Origin of the sequence: Shewanella sp. DW31, from assembly GCF_015767295.1 — a bacterium.
GTDB lineage: Bacteria > Pseudomonadota > Gammaproteobacteria > Enterobacterales > Shewanellaceae > Shewanella > Shewanella oncorhynchi.
In genome coordinates this window covers 19,625-41,052 of the sequence record NZ_JADWMP020000034.1, presented here as the reverse complement: position 1 = coordinate 41,052, position 21,428 = coordinate 19,625, and the positions used below count along the sequence as shown (strand labels likewise).

Sequence of the window (21,428 nt, the reverse complement as noted above, 5' to 3'; positions counted from 1 at the left end):
GTGGTGAATAAGAAGTCTCTTTTAGCATGGGCGTAATTCAGGCTATAGCCTCAAGGAACAATCACCACCGCCAGAGGTGGTGGTTTTAGGATGACAATAAAATGTATCGAAATTAGGTTGTTTCATAATGGCAGCAATGAATACCAATCTTTGGCATAATTAGCTTCTAACAGAGCTAAACGACATCAGTCACTGGGCTCATTGGATAGACTTTTTTGTGTGTGGTTATGTCATACCGTTGGTAGTATTTACTCTAGGGCAAGTATGAAGAACTTTATTAGCAAAGATCTAGATATTGAAGAGTTCAAAAAAAGATTTGATAACACCAGAGAAAGTTTTATAAATTCTCTAAAAACAGCAAGTAAAGGTTATCGAAATGTAAGGTTCTTCGCTTGTGATGAAAGTGGAGTCCCCATTAAATGGGTATGGGATGATGAAACGTTCACACATAACTGGGAAGAGGGCACTCTTGAAGACGCTATTCAGTTTGCCCGTCACATGATAAATAGTGGAATGTATTTTGCGTTTATGGGGTGTTTGTCTGGTTCCAGTGATCTTGATATTTGGCTGACCACCTTTGAAAACCCCATAAAGAAACCTACATGGCCAAGTGGTAAAGAACCCAAATTTGAGATTATCCATGAAGTGTTAACTCGTTAGGGCTTTGTTTACCGATCTAAATTAGGAAACAAAGCCTCGTTATGACTGCATATTTTATCTCAAAGTAAGAGCATTCACCTGTAAATACGTGATTTTAGCGTGCAACTGCTGTAGCCTCGTGGAAATTTATTGTTTCTTATTTTGATCTTTTAGGATGCAGGTCTTGAGCTTTGCCATCTAAGGTTGTTCGTTATTTCCCAGTGATTTTTGCTGAGCCAATTACTCGTCAGCAAAGCGTTCACTCATTAGAGAGGGTGTCATGTGAATGCACTTCAAAACCCAATTAGGCAGTTCAATGTCGTCAAACTATTTGTACTGGCATTGCTAAGCTTTTTGGCCGGCTGTTCTTCAATGCAGACGGATGAGAATGGAAACTGGGTGGGATTCACGGAAGCTGGTCAGGCTTCATTTTATGGGGATAAACATCAGAATAAGCAGACGGCCAGCGGTGAACTTTACAAACATAAACTAAAGACAGCAGCGCATAAAAAGTTACCCTTTGGCTCGAGTGTTAAGGTCACCAATGTCGATAATGGCAAAAGTGTGATTGTAAAAATCAATGATAGAGGGCCTTTCGTGCGTGGCCGCATTATTGATCTGTCTAAATCGGCGTTTAGTAGCATAGGCAACACTTCTTCTGGCTTGATTGACGTGAAAATTGAAGTCATTAAATAGCGGCTATTTTGAACACTGCTATCTCGAAAAGATCGTTTTGAAAGCAGCATCATTAAAAATGAGCAGTTTGAAAGCACTTTCTTCAAAATACGGCTTCGCCGCAATTTAATGATTGAGCACATGAAATCGAGTCCACGCTTTTAAATAAAATCCCAAAGCAGACAATTTGTTAAGCCGATATTTGGGCTTTACGGCATTTGGTGAGAGACTAGCGGCAGATTTGGATAACAGTAAAAGGACCCGCTATGGAATACCCACTTGTTAGTACGCAGTGGCTCGAAGCACATCTCACCGATCCCAATTTAGTCTTGCTCGATGCCAGTATGGAAACCGTTATTGGTAAAGAACCCTTAGTTTACGATGAGCCTATTTGCATTCCGCGCTCACGTCGATTCGACTTGGAAAATGTGTTTTGCGATAAGACTTCAACCCAAATTCATGCCTTGCCGACGTTTGAGCAATTCAGCCAAGGGATAGCCCAACTTGGGATTGAGGTCGACAGTGTTATTGTTATCTATGATAACCAAGGCATTTATTCATCTCCACGGGCGTGGTGGACCTTTAAAGTCATGGGCTTTAATCGAGTCTATGTGCTTGATGGTGGCTTGCCTCAATGGATTGAAGAAGACCGCATTACCTCATCGCGTTATCAAGCCGAAGGCGTCGATTATGGCCCGACGGATATTGATACTTTGGCAGATGTGTTGCAATACCACCCCGAGCTTGTGATGGATGCCGAGGCAGTGTTATCACGAATTGAAGATGCCGGAACGGCGATTGTCGATGCCCGTGGTGCGCCACGCTTTTTAGGGCAAGTGAGTGAGCCGCGCCCCGGTGTGCGCTCTGGGCATATTCCTTGCTCGGTTAATTTACCCTTCGCTCAAGTGCTCGATGGTAATAAAATCAAAACGGTCAGTGAGCTACAGTCTATTTATCAAGGGCTAGCAGCGGATAAATCCGCAAGGATATTCAGCTGTGGTTCTGGGATTACGGCGTGTATTTTGATCTTAGCTTCGGTCGCCGCGGGGCATAAAAATCCCATCCTCTATGACGGTTCATGGGCGGATTGGGGCAGCCGTAACGATCTGCCGATAGAGTGTTAATTGAGTATCACCATTGAAATTAGTGCTGTAGATTAATTAAGTTAGCGTGGTTTTTGTTGAACATCATGTGACTTCTACGTCGTTTGGCTAAATGCCAAGGAGAAACCTTTGATAGCGAGATTGATCGATAAGTTGGTATTTGGATTTATTTTAGTGATTGCCTTACAGTTACCACAACTGGCTGATCATTATCAGCAATTTTTATCAGGCCTTTATGAATCGACTCGATGGCAGGTAGAAGGTTACGAGGCAACGGCTAAGGAATATCATTACGTCGATGTTGATGCCATGATTGCCCGCCACCAGCAAAATGAGGAGCCAAGTGTGCGTGCCGACGCTGAGCAAAAGGTACAGACACTGGCGCTTTATAAAGCGTTAACACAGGGCGTGGCGATTTTTAATACGGGCAATTTGTTTGAGAAAACTGCCTATATGTTTAACCCTGTTCGCTTTGATTATCTTGAGAAAACCATCAGTAACTTTAAGCCAGGGATACCTTTAACTTCTAGTGGTATTGGCTTTGGCGTCTTGGTGGCTTTAGTCGTGCATTATCTTGGGTCTATCCCTTTTATCCTGTGGGCAAGGCGTAACAAGCGACTTAAAACAAGTCCTTAAATCTGTGATACAGCATGCCTGCCGCGAGCATAGGTGAGCGGAACGTCGGGCCACCGGGGAAGGTGATGTGTTTGATTTTAGCAAACACATCGAAATGTCCCGCCTGTTGGCAAATAGCCTCGGCAAGCAGTTTTGCCGCCATGTGAGTGGCATTCACGCCGTGTCCCGCATAGGCTTGGGCGTAAAAAATATTATTTGCATCGGGAAGGCGACCAATTTGTGGCATACGGTTAGCACCGATACCTATCATGCCGCCCCATTCATAATCGATACGTACCCCTTTTAATTGCGGGAAAACTTTCTCAAGATTCGGTCTTAGTGCCGCTTCAATGTCTTTAGGATCTTTACCCGAATAGGTACAAAGGCCGCCAAACAGCAAACGACGATCTGCCGATAAGTGAAAGTAATCTAGGGCAATTCGCATATCCGCGAAGGCCATGTTTTGCGGGATAATACTCGCGCATTGGGCCTCAGTTAAGGGCTCTGTCGCCAATAAATAACTGCCTGCAGGTAATACTTTTCCCCCTACAAAGCTATTAAGTTTGTGGCCGATATAGGCATTGCCCGCCAGCACTAAGTATTGGCATGTGACTTCGCCCTTAGCGGTAATGACCTTAGGTTTGGCGCCTTGAATGATTTTTTCAGCAGCGCTGTACTCAAACAACTTAGCGCCGAGATTACGGGCGACGCGGGCCTCACCTAGGGCAAGATTAAGTGGGTGCAGATGACCGCTACCCATATCAACTAGCGCGCCTTGATAAAAATCTGAGCCTATGACTTCACCTAATTGCGCCTTAGTTAACAGCTTGATTTCTTGCTGATAACCCATGGCCTTGAGTGCGCTAAATTCTTCTTCAAGCTCATCCATGTGACGAGGTTTAACCGCTAAGTCGCAATAACCCATTTGCAGATCACAGTCGATACTGTGTTCTCGTATGCGATTTCGCACTATCTCGACGGCTTCAAAGCCCATCTGTTGAATTGCTTGAACACCTTCAGTGCCGATTTCACTTTGAAATTGTGCAGGGTCATGGCCTATGCCGCGAATGAGTTCGCCGCCATTACGCCCCGATGCGCCCCAGCCAATTCGCCTCGCTTCTAACAGCACAACACTCATACCGCGCTGCGCGAGTTCTATGGCGGTATTGATACCGCTAAAGCCGCCGCCCACGATACAGACATCGGCATTGATATTGCCTTCGAGTTGTGGGTGAGCGTAAATTTCTTTAGCAGTATCAACATAATAAGAGTGTGGATACTGTTCACTGTGCACTGGAGGTTTGCTTGCCATTATGGCTCCCAAAAATTGTTTTTATTGTAAATTGGACTTGTCTCAGTATACTCATCACACTTTTAACATGACGCAAAAAAGTGTTCGTTTTATTTAACACGCTTTTTATGTAGAATACAATGAAAGCAGTAAAACACGCGCTTTTTGGGCGAAAATGCGTTCTGGATGGTGTTTATCCTGAACAACCTGTTCGTCATCTATCGGGATTGACCCGAGCCTTTAGGGGGATGTGAAATTTGGATATTGGAGCCAGCCTCAAAACTGTTCGAAAAATGAAAGGCTTATCTCAACGAGAATTAGCCAAACGTGCTGGTGTGACTAACAGTACGATTTCAATGATCGAGAAAAACAGTGTTAGCCCGTCAGTCAGCTCTTTAAAAAAAGTGCTGTCGGGTATCCCGATGTCTTTAGTGGACTTTTTCTCCATTGAAGCCTCAACGGATAGTGAGCAAAAGGTCGTTTATCGATCCAATGAATTACTGAATATCGGTACTGGACCACTTGAATTTAAACTGATTGGCCGTGATTACCCGAACCGCGCAATGTCAGTGATGAATGAGATTTACCCACCCGGTTCAGATACGGGTGAAGAGATGCTAAAGCACGAAGGTGAAGAGGCCGCTATGGTGATAGAAGGTAAATTCGAACTCACTGTTGGGGATGACGTGTATATTTTGGAAGCGGGTGACAGTTATTATTTTAACAGTGAATTGCCCCATAGATTCCGCAATCCCTTTGATGAACCTTGTCGCCTAGTGAGTGCGACTACGCCTGCAAACTTCTAATTAAGTCATTAACTTACCCTATTATTCAACATATTAGGCCACTTATTAGCTAAAAGTGAGTGGCGTAATACTGTTATTCAACATTCCTGCGTATTTACCTACTTTCTAACCCTGTCATATTGGTTATGTATCCTCTTCTTTGTGTAAATAATATTGGTTCAAATTTGGTTCGAATACGGTTTAATTTACCCTGTAAAAGTGAGCTTTATGCTGGTGTAACCGCTGGTTTATATACATGAATTAGCGTGAAATGGGAAAAATATACATTTAACTACATGTTATTTATGCTTATTAAGAATAAGTGGATTAAATAACCTTTAACAAGTGTTTAACCTCTTGCCTAGTGCTAAATTTCGGTGTACTGTGTGAAAAAATGAACATTTAAAGGCAAAGTGTTCGTTATGCTAGTAAAATCAATTCTAAAGGTGAGATATGTCAGCCGATTTACCCCTCATAGGTGTTATTGCATGCAATCAACAATTGGGATCACACCCCTTTAATATTGTTGGTGAAAAATACCTTTTAGGCGTAGTTAATGGCGCGAAAGGCTGGCCGTTAGTGATCCCATCTTTAGGTGGCGATTTACCGATAGACGCTATTTTAGAGCGTCTTGACGGTATTTTGTTTACTGGCTCTCCTTCTAATGTAGAACCCCATCTTTATGCAGGCCAGCCGAGTGAGCTTGGTACACACCATGATCCTAAACGTGACGCGACAACTTTGCCGCTGATCCACGCTGCTATTGCTGCTGGGGTACCTGTATTAGGTATTTGTCGCGGTTTTCAAGAAATGAATGTGGCTTTTGGTGGCAGTTTGCATCAGAAGCTCCATGAGGTGGGTGGCTTTATTGAACATCGAGAAGATAAAACCGCATCCTTAGATGTGCAGTATGGGGCTTCTCACAGTATTACTGTTGAGCCCGGGGGGCTTATTTACGAGGCCTGGGGCCGTAACTCTGCAGAGGTCAACTCTGTACATACTCAAGGCGTGGAGCGCCTGGGTGTTGGGTTGCGGCCAGAAGCTTATGCTCCAGATGGGTTAGTGGAGGCTTTCTCCGTAATTGGTACTAAAGAATTTGCCCTCGGTGTGCAATGGCATCCAGAGTGGAAGGTGAGCGATAATCCGTTTTACCTCTCCATTTTCAATGCCTTCGGTGATGCATGCCGACGTAGGGCTACAACTCGAGTGAAATAATAATGAATAAGCTAATCGCTTTTTTAAAAGAACGAAAAATCACAGAAGTCGAATGTGTTATCAGTGACATGACTGGCATCGCCCGCGGCAAGATTGCTCCAGTCGATAAGTTTCTCGATGAAAAAGGCATGCGTTTGCCCGAAAGTGTGTTGTTGCAAACTGTGACGGGTGATTTTGTCGACGAAGAGATTTACTACAGTTTGCTCGATGCAGCCGACATCGATTTTGTTTGTGTACCCGATGAAAATGCCGTTTTTATGTTGCCTTGGACCATCGAAGCCACGGCACAGGTTATCCACGATTGCTACGACAGAATGGGTAATCCTATTGAGCTTTCACCACGTAACGTATTGAAAAAAGTCTTGTCTCTCTATGACGAACAGGGCTGGGAACCTGTTATCGCTCCCGAAATGGAGTTCTATTTGACTCGTCGTAGTGACGACCACGATTTACCCCTAAAGCCTCCAATTGGTCGTTCAGGCCGCCCCGAAGCGGGTCGCCAGTCATTCTCTATTGATGCTGCCAACGAATACGATCCTATGTTTGAAGACATGTACGATTGGTGTGAGCTTCAAGGTTTAGATATCGATACTTTAATCCATGAAGATGGTCCCGCACAGATGGAGATTAACTTCAGCCATGGCAACGCATTATCTTTAGCTGATCAAGTGTTTATCTTTAAACGCACTTTACGGGAAGCCGCGCTGAAGCACGATGTGTGTGCCACTTTTATGGCAAAACCCGTGACGGATGAACCTGGCAGTGCGATGCATATTCATCAAAGCGTGATCAATAAAGAGACTGGCAAGAATATTTTCACCAATGAAGATGGGACTAAGAGCAAGCTATTCTTGGGATATATTGCAGGCCTACAAAAATTCATTCCTGAGTTGCTGCCACTGATGGCGCCAAATGCGAACTCGTTTCGTCGTTTCCTCCCCGGCACTTCGGCACCTGTAAACTTAGAATGGGGCGATGAAAACCGTACCTGTGGTTTACGCATTCCAGAATCTTCACCACAAAACCGTCGCATTGAAAACCGCATTCCCGGCGCCGATGCTAACTGTTATTTGGCGATTGCCGCGAGCTTGTTGTGTGGCTATATCGGCATGGTTGAGTCGCTAAAACCTTCGACTCCTGTGCAAGGTAAAGCCAATGAAAGTCGTAGCAATAATACCCATTGTTTACCACTGACATTAGAGGAAGCATTAGCGGCGATGGAAGAAAGTGATGCCTGTAAGCAATATTTAGGCGAATCCTTCACCACTGGATTTGTGGCGGTAAAACAGGCTGAACTTGAAAACTTCCGCCGTGTTGTCAGCTCATGGGAACGTGAATTCCTATTACTCACTGTGTAATGTTTTGGATTGATTGCACTGACCGTGTTGCCGCGTTAACCCAAGGAATAAGGGGTTAACGTTGGCCATAATGATACTGATGTGTGCACTGTTTTAGTGAGGTTGCACTTAACTGGTGCAACTCGCTTGTTAAATAATATGATGGTTTTTAATGGCTTGTCCGTTAAAGTGATTATTCAATTCCATTGCTTGTCTGCAAGGGAAGTAAAATAGGCTTAACAATTTTAGGTTGTTAGCTTGCTAGCGTTACTAACTAATTGTTAGTCATATTTAAAATGTGTTTATCTAAGTGTTTTTTTGCGATTGCTTAGGGACTTGAGGCATTTGCCTTAATGTTGCAAAATGTACAAGCAGTGTCATATCTAGTCTATTTTTTTGAGTGTTAATGCAATACCGATGCCTCGAAAATTTGGCACGAAACCTGATACTTAACAAATTGCAGCAAGATATAAAGTAGGCATGGTTATCATGCCGTAGAGACTGCCGATGCGGTTTTTAAGGTGTAGCATTGGTCGAAAATAACAACAATATCCGGGCAGCCCGGTGACACAATGTCAGAATTTGCTTAAGCAGTTCTGCTACCCGAGAAAGGAGAAAGCATGAAGCTATTTAATAAGATGACCACATTAGCGCTGGTGACTGCGAGCGTATTTGCGAGCGCAGTGGCCCAAGCGGAAGAAGTGGTTCGCGTGTATAACTGGTCAGATTATATCGCGGAAGATACCTTAGAAAACTTCAAGAAAGAAACGAGCATTAGGGTAATTTACGATGTATTTGATAGTAATGAAGTGCTTGAGGCTAAATTACTGTCTGGTCGTAGTGGCTACGATATCGTTGTACCTTCTAACCACTTTCTCGCTAAGCAAATCAAAGCGGGTGCTTTCAAACCTTTAGACCGCGCTAAGTTACCTAATTTTAAAAATTTAAATCCAGCCCTGATGAAGTTGCTTGAAAAAGCCGATCCGGGTAACCAATATGCCGTGCCTTATTTATGGGGAACCAATGGCATTGGTTACAACATAGATAAAGTGAAAGCCGCTGTGGGGGAAGATGCGCCATTTAACTCAATGGAACTGATCTTCAATCCTAAATACGCTGAAAAAATTTCTAAGTGTGGCTTTGCTATGTTGGACTCTGCCGACGACATGGTGCCACAGGCGATGATTTATTTAGGCTTAGATCCTAACAGCACTAAGGCTGAAGATTATGAAAAAGCGGGTGAGTTACTGGAAAAAATTCGTCCTTATGTGACGTATTTCCATTCTTCACGTTATATTTCTGACTTAGCAAACGGTGACATTTGTGTCGCTTACGGTTTCTCCGGTGACGTATTCCAGGCGAAGGCCCGTGCTGAAGAAGCAAAAAATGGCAATAAGATCGGCTACTCCATTCCAAAAGAAGGTGCCAATCTGTGGTTCGATATGTTAGCTATCCCAGCTGATTCAACGAACGTCGATAATGCACTCACGCTGATTAACTATTTTCTGCGTCCAGAAGTCATAGCGCCTATCTCTAACTATGTGGCCTATGCTAACCCCAACGATCCCGCTCAACCTCTGGTTGATGAGGCTATCCGTACCGATCCTGCGATCTATCCGCCACAAGAAGTGTTAGACAAACTTTATATTGGTGAAATTCGTCCTTTGAAAATTCAGCGCGTATTAACCCGTGTTTGGACCAAAGTGAAATCAGGACAATAGTCGATAGGGGGCAAGCCTAGCTTGCCCCCAGCTTGGCAAACTTCTATGTCCAATCCTATGCATAGTTAATCCACGTATAGGATTTGACACAGTTTGTTTAACCACTTTTCATTCATTAATCGTGTTGAACCTAGAGTTTGAGCGTATCTACGCCTCATTTTCGGGTGGAGAAGTACTATGGCAATCACCTCGAGCGTCACCAATAAACCGACAACAAAGACGCAAGAAAAAGTACTGCTCAAGATTGAGCGGGTAAGCAAATTATTCGATGACGTGCGGGCTGTCGACGATGTGTCATTAACTATCAATAAAGGCGAAATTTTTGCCTTACTTGGCGGGTCAGGTTCGGGTAAGTCAACACTACTGCGCATGTTGGCGGGTTTTGAAAAGCCCACCTCTGGCCGTATTTTCCTTGATGGGGAAGATATCACCGATTTACCGCCATACGAACGTCCCATCAATATGATGTTTCAATCCTATGCTTTGTTTCCCCACATGACAGTGGCACAAAACATTGCATTTGGTTTGAAGCAAGACAAGCTGCCTAAAGCCGAAATTGAACAGCGTGTGCAAGATATGCTGAAACTCGTGCATATGGAGCAATATGGTAAGCGTAAACCGCATCAGTTATCTGGTGGTCAGCGCCAGCGTGTTGCACTGGCCCGTTCACTGGCGAAACGGCCTAAATTATTACTGCTCGATGAGCCTATGGGCGCATTGGATAAAAAACTGCGTACCCAAATGCAGCTAGAAGTGGTTGAAATCCTTGAGCGTGTCGGCGTGACCTGCGTGATGGTGACCCACGATCAGGAAGAAGCCATGACAATGGCTGGTCGAATTTCGATCATGAGTGATGGCTGGATTGCTCAAACTGGCTCGCCAATGGATATTTACGAAAGCCCGAACAGCCGCATGATTGCTGAGTTTATCGGTACTGTGAATTTGTTTGGTGGCGCGATTGAAGTGGATGAAGTCGACCATCTGATCATTAAGTCTAATGATTTGGCCCAACCTTTTTATGTCGGTTATGGCGTCACGACTAACGTTGAAGATAAGAATGTTTGGCTAGCAGTGCGTCCCGAAAAGACCATTATTAGCCGTGAACAGCCTGAAGGTCAGTACAACTGGGCAAAAGGAATCGTGCATGATATCGCTTATTTAGGCGGTATTTCAGTCTATTACATTCGTTTAGAGAATGGTCAAATCGTACAGTGCAGTATGACTAACCGTGAACGCCGCGCCGATCATGCCACATGGGATGACGAAGTGTTCATTAGTTGGGAGGACACCAGTGGCGTGGTGTTGAGATCATGAAGAAACCCATTAAATTAAAGTGGCTTAAGGGCCGCTTCTGGACCATAGGTATTCCCTACGCTTGGCTGCTGCTGTTTTTTGCCTTACCGTTTGCGATTGTCCTTAAACTGAGTTTTTCGACGGCGGCGATTGCTATCCCGCCCTATGAAGCAACATTCCAATATGCTGACGATGTATTAAATATTTTCCTGCATTTGGGTAACTATTTGATGTTGCTCGATGATTCGCTATATTACATGGCTTATCTCAGCTCATTGAAAATGGCGTTAATTTCGACCTTGGGCTGCTTGATTATTGGCTACCCAATGGCCTATGCCATTGCCCGTGCCCCTGCGCGGTTGCAAACCGTGCTGCTGCTGTTAGTTATGTTGCCTTCTTGGACCTCATTTTTAATCCGTGTTTACGCTTGGATGGGGATCTTAAGTAACACAGGGATCATCAACAATTCACTGATGTGGTTGGGGATTATTTCTGAGCCGTTACAGATCCTCAATACCAATATTGCCGTGTATATCGGCATTATCTATGCGTATTTACCCTTTATGATTCTGCCCTTGTACGCCACCTTAGTGAAACTTGATATGAGTTTGATTGAAGCTGCGTCTGACTTAGGTTCGAGCCGTTTGAATACCTTCTGGAAAATCACCTTCCCGCTGTCAAAAAGTGGTGTGATTGCTGGTTCTATGTTGGTGTTTATTCCTGCCGTGGGTGAGTTTGTGATCCCTGAGCTACTCGGTGGTCCCGATTCCTTGATGATAGGTCGAGTGTTATGGCAAGAGTTTTTCAATAACCGCGACTGGCCTGTGGCTTCGTCACTGGCGATTGTGATGTTGGGTCTATTGATTATTCCGATTACTTTATTCCATCGCTATCAGGCGCGTAGTTTGGAGAAAGACCTATGAAAAAATTAAGCTTTTCTTCAGTGATGCTCTGGTTTGGCTTGTTTTTCTTGTATGCACCTATGTTAGTGCTGGTGATTTATTCCTTTAACGACTCTAAATTAGTGACGGTATGGGGCGGATTTTCACCTAAATGGTATGGCGAGTTATTTCAAGACCAACAGATTTTAGATGCAGTATGGACCAGTCTGCGGATAGCGTTTTATAGCTCAACTATGGCGGTCATTATCGGCACTATGGCAGCCTTTGTGATGACACGCTTTAAGCGTTCATGGGCAAAACTGACCCTGTCGAACATGATTACTGCACCGCTGGTAATGCCTGAAGTGATCACTGGTCTGTCTTTGCTTTTACTGTTTGTGCACATGGCAGATTTGTTGGGCTGGCCTAGAGAGCGTGGCATGATGACCGTGTGGATTGCACACTCAACATTTTGTGCTGCCTATGTGGCTGTGGTGGTGTCTTCAAGATTGCGCGAGCTTGATATGTCAATCGAAGAGGCGGCAATGGACTTAGGGGCAACACCGCTCAAGACTTTCTTCTTGATCACTGTGCCTATGATTTCGCCGGCGCTGGTGGCGGGTTGGTTGTTGTCATTCAGTTTGTCCTTAGACGATTTAGTGATCGCAAGCTTTGCCTCAGGCCCTGGTGCAACGACGTTGCCTATGGTGGTGTTCTCTTCGGTACGTTTAGGGGTTTCTCCTAAGATCAATGCCTTAGCGACGCTGATCATACTGTGTGTTTCACTCATCGCTTTCCTTTCTTGGTATATGGCAAGACGGGCAGAGAAACGCGACCGTACACCAATGAACTAGTTAACTTAATTTGGGGATGGCTTTGGTATTGCCAAAGCCATCCTTGATATTTGTCACCGCTCCCATCACCCGCTTTGCAGGCTAGTCCTGTTACTCAAGATCATCAGAATTGAATCACTGAGCTAAAAATAATCGCGCGTTTGATATATCAAACAAAATGTAAATTATTGCGCTTTTCTGGCTAGTGTTTCGTTTTATGAAGGTGTAGGATGTGATGGCTGTTTAAAATAATGAACATTAGAATTCAAGGGAACAACATGTCTGCCATAGCTCACGCTGGATCATATTATGCGGCATCGGCCAACGATAAGGTTGAACGTCCGCGTCTACAGGAATCGATTGAAGCCGATGTTTGTGTGATTGGCGCAGGTTATACAGGCCTTTCTGCCGCGCTGCATTTATTAGAATCGGGCATGAGTGTGGTGGTGTTAGAAGCCGCTCGCATTGGCTGGGGCGCCTCGGGCCGTAATGGCGGACAAATCGTTAATAGTTATAGCCGTGACATTGATACTATTGAAAAAACAGTCGGTAAAGAACAAGGTAAACTCTTTGGCCAAATGGCCTTTGAGGGCGGGCAAATCATCCGTGATCGTATTGCTAAGTATAATATTCAATGCGATCTAAAAGATGGCGGCGTGTTTGCCGCGATGAACGAAAAGCAAATGGGCCATCTACGCCATCAAAAACAACTGTGGGAAAGCCACGGCCATGTTAATCAGCTCGAACTTCTCGATGCTAAAGGTATTCGCGGTGTGGTAAATACTGAGCGTTATGTCGGTGGTCTACTCGATAAAAGTGGTGGTCATATTCACCCGCTTAATTTAGCCCTAGGCGAAGCGCGCGCGGTTGAATCCCTCGGCGGTAAAATTTTTGAAGACTCAGCGGTGTTAAGTGTCGATGAGGGCGTTAGCCCTGTTGTGCATACGGCGCAGGGCAGTGTGAAAGCCAAGTTTGTGGTGGTGGCGGGTAACGCCTATTTAGGTAAGTTAATGCCTGAGCTGCAGGCGAAATCTATGCCCTGCGGCACGCAAGTGATTACCACAGAGCCTTTGAGTGCCGATCTGGCTGCGAGCTTATTACCACAGGATTACTGCGTCGAAGATTGTAACTATCTGCTCGATTATTTCCGTCTGTCTGGTGACAAGCGGATGATTTACGGCGGCGGCGTAGTGTATGGCGCCCGCGATCCGGCGGATATCAAATCGATCATTATTCCTAACATGCTCAAAACCTTCCCACAATTAAAGGATGTGAAGATCGATTATGCGTGGACGGGTAACTTCCTACTGACGCTGTCGCGCCTGCCACAGGTCGGTCGTATTGGTAAGAACATCTATTATTCACAGGGGTGTAGTGGTCACGGTGTCACTTATACCCATCTGGCAGGCAAGTTACTGGCTGAAATGCTTAACGGCCAAGCCACGCGCTTCGATGCCTTCGCTGCATTGCCACATTATCCTTTCCCCGGCGGTCACGCACTTCGCGTCCCTTTTAGTGCTATCGGAGCTTGGTATTACACGTTAAGAGACAAACTAGGTCTCTAACATCATCACTTTTAAGAAGCTAGGTAGCTTCACAATACGAGGAAATCCTTGTGCAATTAAATGATCCGAGTTTGCTACGTCAACAGTCTTTTATTAATGGCCAATGGTGTGATGCCGTTTCTGGTGACACGCTAAAGGTGGTTAATCCCGCAACCAATGCCGTGATTGGCTACGTTCCTAATATGGGACAAGTTGAAACTGAAATGGCGATTAAGGCGGCAGAAGCGGCTTTACCTGCATGGCGAGCGCTCACAGCCAAAGAGCGCGGCGCTAAGTTAAGGCGTTGGTTTGAATTACTCAATGAAAACAGTGATGACTTAGCATTGCTCATGACGACTGAGCAGGGTAAACCGCTGGCAGAAGCCAAAGGTGAAGTAACCTATGCCGCTTCGTTTATCGAGTGGTTTGCCGAAGAAGCGAAACGTATTTATGGTGATACCATTCCTGGGCATCAAGGGGATAAGCGCTTGATAGTAATTAAGCAGCCTGTCGGTGTAACCGCCGCGATTACGCCGTGGAACTTTCCTGCTGCGATGATCACCCGCAAAGCCGCTCCAGCGTTAGCTGCGGGTTGCACTATGGTGGTAAAACCTGCGCACCAAACCCCCTTTACCGCATTAGCGATGGCTGAACTCGCTAAGCGTGCCGGTATTCCTGCGGGCGTATTTAGTGTTCTAACGGGTGATGCGGTGCAGATTGGTAATGAAATGTGCAGCAACCCGATAGTGCGTAAATTATCCTTCACGGGCTCAACCAATATCGGTATTAAATTAATGGCGCAATGTGCGCCTACCTTAAAAAAATTGTCGCTAGAGCTTGGCGGCAATGCACCATTTATCGTATTTAACGATGCCAATATTGATGCGGCCGTTGAAGGCGCCATGATTGCTAAATATCGTAATGCTGGCCAAACCTGCGTCTGTGCTAACCGTATTTATGTACAAGACGGCGTATACGATGAATTCGCCTTAAAACTCAGCACTGCTGTGGGCAAGCTTAAGGTTGGAGAGGGCATCAAGGAAGGTGTGACTACTGGCCCGTTGATCAATGCTGCCGCAGTCGAGAAAGTACAAAGTCACCTTATCGATGCCATTGCAAAAGGCGCCTCTGTGCTCGCAGGCGGCAAAGTCCACGATCTTGGCGGTAATTTCTTCGAGCCAACCGTGCTCACCAATGTCGATAAAAGCATGCTTGTTGCCCGTGAAGAAACCTTTGGTCCACTCGCGCCGCTGTTTAAATTCAGCGATGTCGACGATGTGATCAAACAAGCTAATGATACTGAATTTGGCCTCGCCGCCTATTTCTATGGCCGCGATATTTCATTGGTGTGGAAAGTCGCCGAAGCCTTGGAATATGGCATGGTTGGGGTCAACACTGGCTTGATTTCGACGGAAGTCGCGCCCTTTGGCGGGATGAAATCTTCAGGGCTTGGCCGTGAAGGCTCTAAGTTCGGTATCGAAGAATATCTAGAAATTAAATATATCTGTATGTCCGTTTAATACGGCCCGATTTGGCGAGTGAGGAAGACTAAATGACAACAACCAATGATTCATTGATGGCACGTCGCCAAGCCGCAGTTGCGGGTGGTGTCGGGCAAATTCACCCTATTTTTACCGCCCGCGCCGAAAATGCGACTGTGTGGGATGTTGAAGGTCGCGAGTTTATCGATTTTGCGGGTGGCATTGCCGTGCTCAATACGGGTCACCTTCATCCTAAGGTTAAGGCGGCGGTTGCAGCTCAGCTGGATAATTTCTCCCATACCTGTTTTATGGTGCTCGGCTACGAGAGCTATATCCAAGTATGTGAAAAGCTCAATCAACTGGTTCCTGGGGATTTTGCCAAGAAGACGGCACTATTCACTAGTGGTTCAGAAGCGGTTGAAAACGCAGTTAAAGTGGCGCGTGCCTATACCAAACGTGCTGGCGTGATTGCGTTTACCTCGGGCTACCATGGTCGCACTATTGCGGCTTTGGCATTGACCGGAAAAGTCGCGCCTTACAGTAAAGGTATGGGGCTGATGTCGGCGAATGTGTTCCGCGCTGAATTCCCGTGCGAAATGCATGGCGTGTCCGATGATGATGCTATGGCCTCGATTGAACGTATCTTTAAAAATGATGCTGAGCCGAGTGATATCGCCGCCATTATTTTAGAGCCAGTGCAGGGCGAGGGTGGTTTCTACGCCGCATCGCCCGCCTTTATGCAACGTTTACGCGCACTATGCGACCGTGAAGGCATTATGCTGATCGCCGATGAAGTGCAAACAGGCGCGGGCCGTACTGGCACTTTCTTCGCTATGGAGCAAATGGGGGTTGCTGCAGATATCACGACCTTTGCTAAATCTATCGCGGGTGGGTTCCCACTTTCGGGCATTACTGGCCGCGCCCAAGTCATGGATGCAGTGGGTCCCGGTGGTCTTGGCGGTACTTATGGTGGTAATCCGTTAGCGTGCGCCGCTGCGCTTGCAGTCATTGAAGTGTTTGAAGAAGAAAAGTTGCTAGAAAGGGCTAATGCCATTGGTGAGCGCATTAAGTCTGCCCTGAATGTAATGCAGGTCGAACATGCGCAAATCGCCGATGTGCGTGGTTTAGGCGCTATGATCGCCATCGAATTGATGGAAGAGGGCAAACCTGCGCCGCACTATTGCGCGCAAGTGTTGAGCGATGCCCGTGACCGTGGATTGATTTTATTATCCTGCGGTACCTACGGTAATGTGCTGCGCATTTTGGTGCCATTAACGGCGCCGGATGCACAAATTGATGCAGGCCTTGGTATTCTTAGCGCCAGCTTTAATGCCGTACTGAAAAGCTAATATCGCTTTGATATAAAAATGGTTTTAGATGACAGTTTTGCATAATAAAAATCCCGCTTCGGCGGGATTTTTATTGGGGCGATTGTTTTGGAGTTGGCTGTTTTTACTGCCAGTGACTTTCAGCACTCATCAGTTAAATGAATCACTACTTTTTAATCTCCATTAGGATCTGTAATGCCTTTTTGCGTTTATCAAGATCATACAAGTCGTTGGTAAAGATAAACTCATTCACGCCGAGTTCTTTTACTATCATTTCCAAACGATGCTTAATCGTCGCTGGGCCGCCAATGACAGATAAACCTAAGAAATTATCGACATAGGTTTCTTCTTGCGCACTCCACAAGCCATCCATCGTTTCAACCGGAGGTTTTAACCATAACTCGTGACCACGGATAAGCGCCAGTACGCGCTGTTTCGAGGTCGTGCCCAGAAATTGCGCCTCTTCATCAGTGTCGGCAGCAACGAGCGGCAAACCTAACATCACATAGGGCTTATCAAGCACTTGAGAAGGTTTAAAGTCGCGGCGATAGATTTCAATCGCATCGTAGAGAAAACGTGGTGCAAAGTGGCCCGCAAACACATAGGGCAAACCGCGCTGCGCCGCTAACTGTGCGCTAAAGAGACTCGAGCCCAATAACCAAATCGGCACATTAGTGCCTTCTCCAGGAATCGCTCGCACCGCATGGCGACCATTGTAAGGGCCGAGTAAGGTTTGTAATTCACTGACTTCTTCAGGGAATTGTTCGGCGCGACTGGTATCACGGTTCAGTGCTCGGCTGGTAACTTGATCGCTGCCGGGTGCGCGTCCCAGTCCTAAATCGATACGACCAGGATAGAGACTTTCAAGGGTACCGAACTGTTCGGCAACTACTAACGGCGCATGGTTTGGCAGCATAATGCCACCTGCGCCGACGCGAATACGCTGCGTATTGCCAGCAATATAACCAATTAATACTGAGGTCGCCGCGCTGGCGATGCCGGGCATATTATGGTGTTCGGCAAACCAAAAACGATTAAAGCCGAGTCTGTCGGCTTCCTTGGCATACTGCAAACTGCTGTGCAGTGTTTCACCCACGGTTGAGCCTTGGCGCATGGGCGCGAGTTCCAATAGCGAGAAGGGAATATCGGCTAATATTGATGTCTGTTGTGACATAGGGTCTCCAAGTGACTGCCGTTTTTGCTAGCTACAACAAGAGGCGCTAACTGTGTTAGGCGTATTGTTCGTTGCATTGCTAAGACAAAGCGTTAACGGCTCAGTCTTGATGAATAAAAGGTATTCAGTGTTATTGATATGGGGCTAAGTGCCGCGCTTCTCAAGCTTGAACGACTGACTCTTTTCCCCTTCGTTATTTCATTAATCATGTCAATTTGAATTTGTACTTGAGCAGCGCTATTAAACCGAGTGCGTCCGAGTTCATACTTTCTTTGTAACAAATCGAGACGGTGAAGTCATCCCTGTATGAGGGCCGATAATGTGGAACTGAAGTTCTTATTCTCAGCAACTCAGCGCTAAGCCAGTCACAGTAGGATTGCATGACTTTCGCTAAAGCTCATTTGGTTATGAGTAGCAATATAAGGGTATAAACGATGTTGAATGAAGTGATAAAAAAACTGCCGATAGCAGGGCTATCGGCAGTTAATGTTATGCAATAGATAAATCGCTATTGTCAGTCGAGCATTACTGCTCGGCTTTCACATCCCGTAGCGATGCTGCAGCACTTTCATTAATATCATGATCAGCAGTATTGTTATGTGAATGATGAGTCTCAGTCAGGCGACGCATCAGAGGTAATACCGCAAGTGCGATAAAGGTACAGACCACAGCGGCTATACCTAGTTTATTAAACAGACTTGTGTATACGGGTAAGGTTTGCAGTGGGTCGACTAAATCTTTGGGTACACTGGCGAAGTTAGCAACCACACCACCCAAATACTGTGAAATACCTGATGCGACGAAATAGGCACCCATCATAAAGCCGCCCATGCGTGCAGGTACGTAGCGAGCAATCATGGCAAGTCCAAGACCACTCACCAGCAATTCCCCTAAAGAGTAAGAGGCATAGCCCCAGATCATGATCCATGAAGAGGTTTTACCATTGACGGCAAATTGGCCCGCAAAGCCATAGATAAAGAAGCCTATCGCCACAACGGCAAAACCGAGGGCAAACTTCGCCGCGATAGAAAAGTCTTTATCATTGCGTCCAGCCCACGAATAGCTCCATGCGAGTACTGGACTTAATACCATAATCCATAATGGATTTAATGCTTGGAACTGGGCAGGTGACCAAGTCCACAAGTGGGTACCAAAAACTTGAAAATCCCAATCCACGTTACGCAGGGCAAACAGCGCGAGTGACGTTGACATTTGTTGATAGAAAATAAAGAAGAACACGGTTTGCACGGTAAGGATCAGCGCTGCAATCAGTCCAGCTCTTTCACTGGTTTCGCTGGTGCGGATCAAGTGGAAGAAGATTGCCAATACGGCTACGCCTGCTGCATAAACGAAGACGCGCGCAACAGCTTCGTATTCAAGAATAATGGCTGAAGCGACAACTGACAATGCGGATAGACCCAATACAATCGCGAGGTTTTTCTTGTTCACAGGGCGAGTATCTGGCTCAGAACCGTAATGGACTAGACTCTTACGCATGAGTGCATAGTTACCTAACCCCACCAATATACCGACACAGCACACGGCAAAGGCTGCGTGCCAACCAAATTCGTTACCATACTGGGCGTTAACGTAATCTTTAATCCAAGGCGTGAGCAACATAGAGAAGGTCGATCCCACGTTTACCGCCATGTAATAGATGGTAAAAGCACTGTCGATTTTAGAGTCGTCACCTTCGTAAATCTTACGGACTAAGTTACCCGCATTCGGCTTGAATAGGCCGTTACCGACCACAATCACGCCGAGCGCTGAAAACATAAACCACGTATTTTCAGTGGGTACGGCCATTAGCGCATAACCCAGAGAGAGGATCCCCGCACCGAGCAGCATAGTGCGTTTGGTGCCGAGAATTTTATCCCCAACCCAGCCACCAATCGCCGGTGATACATAAATAAGTGCCGCACAGGCACTCCATACTAAGTTTGCACGTGAGTCATCAAAGCCAAGGCGTTGCACCATAAAGTACACAATCAGCGCTTGCATGCCGTAATAACCAAAGCGTTCCCATAATTCGATAAGAGACACTGTCATAAATGAATGTGTTTTACTTACCGGAGCAGTCCCAATAGTCATATCGCTTGCTTCCAACATTGTTGTTTTAATATTTGAGCTCAAAAGTATAAGGCGATAACCAATTCAAACCAATGGCAGACATAGGCAAAAACAGACTTTGTTACAAATGACCTTATCAATTTTAAGGTGGATTTAAGCGGGGACAATTCTATCCAAGTTTTTCTGCTGCGGATAAATCAAGGAGCATTCGCAGTACTATCGGATAAGCAGATAATGGCATGTGCGGGTATGCGCTATGGTGTATTTAAATACATTGAGGTTGATTGCTGTTTGTCCAGCAGGCATAGTGCGCTTGGAAATTCTAATGTAGATAACTTTAAAACGAAAAGTTCTACTTAGCAGCGTCTCTACAGTTGCAGATATGCATCAGGTTGTTAATGCATCGCTTTGCGTTAAATATATTTAAACGGAGTATATGAATGTTACGAATTGGTATCGATCTTGGTGGCACAAAAATCGAGGTAGTCGCATTAGATAGCGATGGTAACGAAGTCTTTCGTAAACGCATCCCGACACCGAGAGAATATGTTGCGACAGTCAATGCTTTGGTTGCATTGGTAACTGAAGTCGAAGACAGCCTGCAGCAAACCGCCACTATCGGAATAGGTATTCCTGGGGTTGTTTCTCCTTTTACTGGCCTAGTAAAAAACGCTAATTCAACTTGGATCAATGGTCATCCACTCGATGTGGATCTGGGGACTCGATTAAATCGTAAAGTAAAAATTGCTAATGATGCGAACTGTTTTGCCGTATCAGAAGCGGTAGATGGCGCTGCCGCAGGAAAGTCAGTTGTATTTGGTGCCATTATTGGAACGGGATGTGGTGCTGGTATCGCAATTAAAGGCCAAGTACATGACGGTGGCAATGGTATTGGTGGTGAGTGGGGCCATAATCCTTTACCGTGGATGAAAGCCGAAGAATTTAATACCACGACGTGTTTTTGTGGTAATAGAGACTGTATCGAAACGTTTATATCTGGAACAGGCTTTGTTCGCGACTTTCGCGCTGCGGGCGGTGTTGCTGACAGCGGTATTGAAATTGCCCAAATGATGCAATCGGGAGATCCGCTGGCAACTCAAGCATTTAACCGCTTTATTGATCGTTTAGCCCGTTCATTGGCCCATGTGATCAATATGATGGATCCTGATGTTATCGTCCTTGGCGGCGGCGTGTCTAACATCGATGCTATTTATACCGAATTACCGAAAATTTTGCCGCTATATGTGGTTGGCCGAGAGTGCCATACACCCGTTGTTAAAAATTATTATGGTGCTTCATCGGGAGTGCGTGGCGCCGCTTGGTTGTGGGGACGCTAATCCTAGACTCAATCAAGAATAGTGTTTGATATTAAAGGCTGAATTCATTTATTTGAATTTGGCCTTTTTTTAATTTAGTCATTCAAAAGTTTTACATTCCATTGAC

General features: G+C 45.6%; 18 protein-coding genes. 15 read left to right on the top strand and 3 right to left on the bottom strand.

Annotated features, from left to right (window positions below; translation table 11 throughout):
• Window positions 1-264 precede the first annotated feature (264 nt).
• The 4 genes from GWI56_RS20640 to GWI56_RS20625 all read left to right on the top strand — a co-directional run bounded on the left by GWI56_RS20640 (window position 265) and on the right by GWI56_RS20625 (window position 3,053).
• Window positions 265-660 carry a hypothetical protein gene (locus GWI56_RS20640; protein ID WP_105249914.1) on the top strand — a complete coding sequence of 132 codons (396 nt, stop codon included), beginning with the start codon at window positions 265-267 and terminating at the stop codon, window positions 658-660.
• Between the two features lie 261 nt (window positions 661-921).
• Window positions 922-1,335 carry a septal ring lytic transglycosylase RlpA family protein gene (locus GWI56_RS20635; protein ID WP_198573928.1) on the top strand — a complete coding sequence of 138 codons (414 nt, stop codon included), beginning with the start codon at window positions 922-924 and terminating at the stop codon, window positions 1,333-1,335.
• Window positions 1,336-1,580: 245 nt separating this feature from the next.
• A complete protein-coding gene (locus GWI56_RS20630; protein WP_198573927.1) occupies window positions 1,581-2,438 on the top strand; it encodes a sulfurtransferase in 858 nt (285 codons plus the stop codon).
• 108 nt (window positions 2,439-2,546) lie between these two features.
• Window positions 2,547-3,053 (top strand): DUF2937 family protein, encoded by a 507-nt coding sequence (locus GWI56_RS20625; RefSeq protein WP_198573926.1) that lies wholly within the window; start codon window positions 2,547-2,549, stop codon window positions 3,051-3,053.
• Here GWI56_RS20625 and GWI56_RS20620 read toward each other — a convergent pair.
• Window positions 3,037-4,344 (bottom strand): FAD-binding oxidoreductase, encoded by a 1,308-nt coding sequence (locus tag GWI56_RS20620; RefSeq protein WP_198573925.1) that lies wholly within the window; start codon window positions 4,342-4,344, stop codon window positions 3,037-3,039. The genes GWI56_RS20625 and GWI56_RS20620 overlap by 17 nt on opposite strands.
• A 236-nt stretch (window positions 4,345-4,580) precedes the next feature.
• Between GWI56_RS20620 and GWI56_RS20615 the strand changes: the two genes are divergently transcribed.
• From GWI56_RS20615 to gabT, 10 genes are all read left to right on the top strand, one after another.
• Entirely contained in the window at window positions 4,581-5,129 is a 549-nt protein-coding gene (locus GWI56_RS20615; RefSeq protein ID WP_198573924.1) for a cupin domain-containing protein, read from the top strand.
• Window positions 5,130-5,561: 432 nt separating this feature from the next.
• Entirely contained in the window at window positions 5,562-6,323 is a 762-nt protein-coding gene (locus GWI56_RS20610; RefSeq protein WP_198573923.1) for a gamma-glutamyl-gamma-aminobutyrate hydrolase family protein, read from the top strand.
• Window positions 6,324-6,325: 2 nt separating this feature from the next.
• Window positions 6,326-7,681 (top strand): glutamine synthetase family protein, encoded by a 1,356-nt coding sequence (locus GWI56_RS20605; protein WP_028760883.1) that lies wholly within the window; start codon window positions 6,326-6,328, stop codon window positions 7,679-7,681.
• 599 nt (window positions 7,682-8,280) lie between these two features.
• Window positions 8,281-9,381, top strand: coding sequence for a polyamine ABC transporter substrate-binding protein (locus tag GWI56_RS20600; protein ID WP_028760882.1), 1,101 nt, complete (start codon window positions 8,281-8,283; stop codon window positions 9,379-9,381).
• Window positions 9,382-9,558: 177 nt separating this feature from the next.
• Window positions 9,559-10,695 carry a polyamine ABC transporter ATP-binding protein gene (gene potA, locus GWI56_RS20595; protein WP_028760881.1) on the top strand — a complete coding sequence of 379 codons (1,137 nt, stop codon included), beginning with the start codon at window positions 9,559-9,561 and terminating at the stop codon, window positions 10,693-10,695.
• On the top strand, window positions 10,692-11,597 hold the full coding sequence (locus GWI56_RS20590; RefSeq protein WP_028760880.1) for an ABC transporter permease subunit: 906 nt from the start codon (window positions 10,692-10,694) through the stop codon (window positions 11,595-11,597). The genes potA and GWI56_RS20590 overlap by 4 nt, the downstream gene beginning before the upstream one ends.
• Entirely contained in the window at window positions 11,594-12,409 is an 816-nt protein-coding gene (locus GWI56_RS20585; RefSeq protein ID WP_105249905.1) for an ABC transporter permease subunit, read from the top strand. The genes GWI56_RS20590 and GWI56_RS20585 overlap by 4 nt, the downstream gene beginning before the upstream one ends.
• A 257-nt stretch (window positions 12,410-12,666) precedes the next feature.
• Window positions 12,667-13,953 carry an FAD-binding oxidoreductase gene (locus GWI56_RS20580; RefSeq protein WP_198573922.1) on the top strand — a complete coding sequence of 429 codons (1,287 nt, stop codon included), beginning with the start codon at window positions 12,667-12,669 and terminating at the stop codon, window positions 13,951-13,953.
• A 50-nt stretch (window positions 13,954-14,003) separates the two neighbouring features.
• The gene (gabD, locus tag GWI56_RS20575) at window positions 14,004-15,452 is read left to right on the top strand and encodes an NADP-dependent succinate-semialdehyde dehydrogenase (protein ID WP_198573921.1); all 1,449 of its coding nucleotides are present in this window, start codon (window positions 14,004-14,006) and stop codon (window positions 15,450-15,452) included.
• A 32-nt stretch (window positions 15,453-15,484) separates the two neighbouring features.
• Window positions 15,485-16,762 (top strand): 4-aminobutyrate--2-oxoglutarate transaminase, encoded by a 1,278-nt coding sequence (gene gabT / locus GWI56_RS20570; RefSeq protein WP_113941280.1) that lies wholly within the window; start codon window positions 15,485-15,487, stop codon window positions 16,760-16,762.
• A gap of 145 nt (window positions 16,763-16,907) precedes the next feature.
• Here the strand turns inward: gabT and GWI56_RS20565 are convergent, their stop codons facing one another.
• Together GWI56_RS20565 and GWI56_RS20560 are read right to left on the bottom strand one after the other, a co-directional pair.
• A complete protein-coding gene (locus GWI56_RS20565; protein ID WP_198573920.1) occupies window positions 16,908-17,915 on the bottom strand; it encodes an LLM class flavin-dependent oxidoreductase in 1,008 nt (335 codons plus the stop codon).
• 525 nt (window positions 17,916-18,440) lie between these two features.
• Window positions 18,441-20,006, bottom strand: coding sequence for a peptide MFS transporter (locus tag GWI56_RS20560; protein WP_198573919.1), 1,566 nt, complete (start codon window positions 20,004-20,006; stop codon window positions 18,441-18,443).
• Between the two features lie 419 nt (window positions 20,007-20,425).
• Here GWI56_RS20560 and mak point away from each other — a divergent pair, with 419 nt between their 5' ends.
• Window positions 20,426-21,322: a fructokinase gene (mak, locus tag GWI56_RS20555; protein ID WP_198573918.1), complete on the top strand. Its 897-nt coding sequence runs from the start codon at window positions 20,426-20,428 to the stop codon at window positions 21,320-21,322.
• The last annotated feature ends 106 nt before the right edge of the window (window positions 21,323-21,428 follow it).

Excerpts from the sequence above, each read along its gene's own strand:
- potA (WP_028760881.1), top strand. The coding sequence starts at position 9,559 with ATGGCAATCACCTCGAGCGTCACCAATAAACCGACAACAAAGACGCAA.
- GWI56_RS20590 (WP_028760880.1), top strand. The coding sequence starts at position 10,692 with ATGAAGAAACCCATTAAATTAAAGTGGCTTAAGGGCCGCTTCTGGACC.
- GWI56_RS20620 (WP_198573925.1), bottom strand. The coding sequence starts at position 4,344 with ATGGCAAGCAAACCTCCAGTGCACAGTGAACAGTATCCACACTCTTAT.
- mak (WP_198573918.1), top strand. The coding sequence starts at position 20,426 with ATGTTACGAATTGGTATCGATCTTGGTGGCACAAAAATCGAGGTAGTC.
- GWI56_RS20600 (WP_028760882.1), top strand. The coding sequence starts at position 8,281 with ATGAAGCTATTTAATAAGATGACCACATTAGCGCTGGTGACTGCGAGC.
- gabT (WP_113941280.1), top strand. The coding sequence starts at position 15,485 with ATGACAACAACCAATGATTCATTGATGGCACGTCGCCAAGCCGCAGTT.
- GWI56_RS20580 (WP_198573922.1), top strand. The coding sequence starts at position 12,667 with ATGTCTGCCATAGCTCACGCTGGATCATATTATGCGGCATCGGCCAAC.
- GWI56_RS20640 (WP_105249914.1), top strand. The coding sequence starts at position 265 with ATGAAGAACTTTATTAGCAAAGATCTAGATATTGAAGAGTTCAAAAAA.
- GWI56_RS20585 (WP_105249905.1), top strand. The coding sequence starts at position 11,594 with ATGAAAAAATTAAGCTTTTCTTCAGTGATGCTCTGGTTTGGCTTGTTT.
- GWI56_RS20560 (WP_198573919.1), bottom strand. The coding sequence starts at position 20,006 with ATGACTATTGGGACTGCTCCGGTAAGTAAAACACATTCATTTATGACA.
- GWI56_RS20565 (WP_198573920.1), bottom strand. The coding sequence starts at position 17,915 with ATGTCACAACAGACATCAATATTAGCCGATATTCCCTTCTCGCTATTG.
- GWI56_RS20605 (WP_028760883.1), top strand. The coding sequence starts at position 6,326 with ATGAATAAGCTAATCGCTTTTTTAAAAGAACGAAAAATCACAGAAGTC.
- GWI56_RS20630 (WP_198573927.1), top strand. The coding sequence starts at position 1,581 with ATGGAATACCCACTTGTTAGTACGCAGTGGCTCGAAGCACATCTCACC.
- GWI56_RS20610 (WP_198573923.1), top strand. The coding sequence starts at position 5,562 with ATGTCAGCCGATTTACCCCTCATAGGTGTTATTGCATGCAATCAACAA.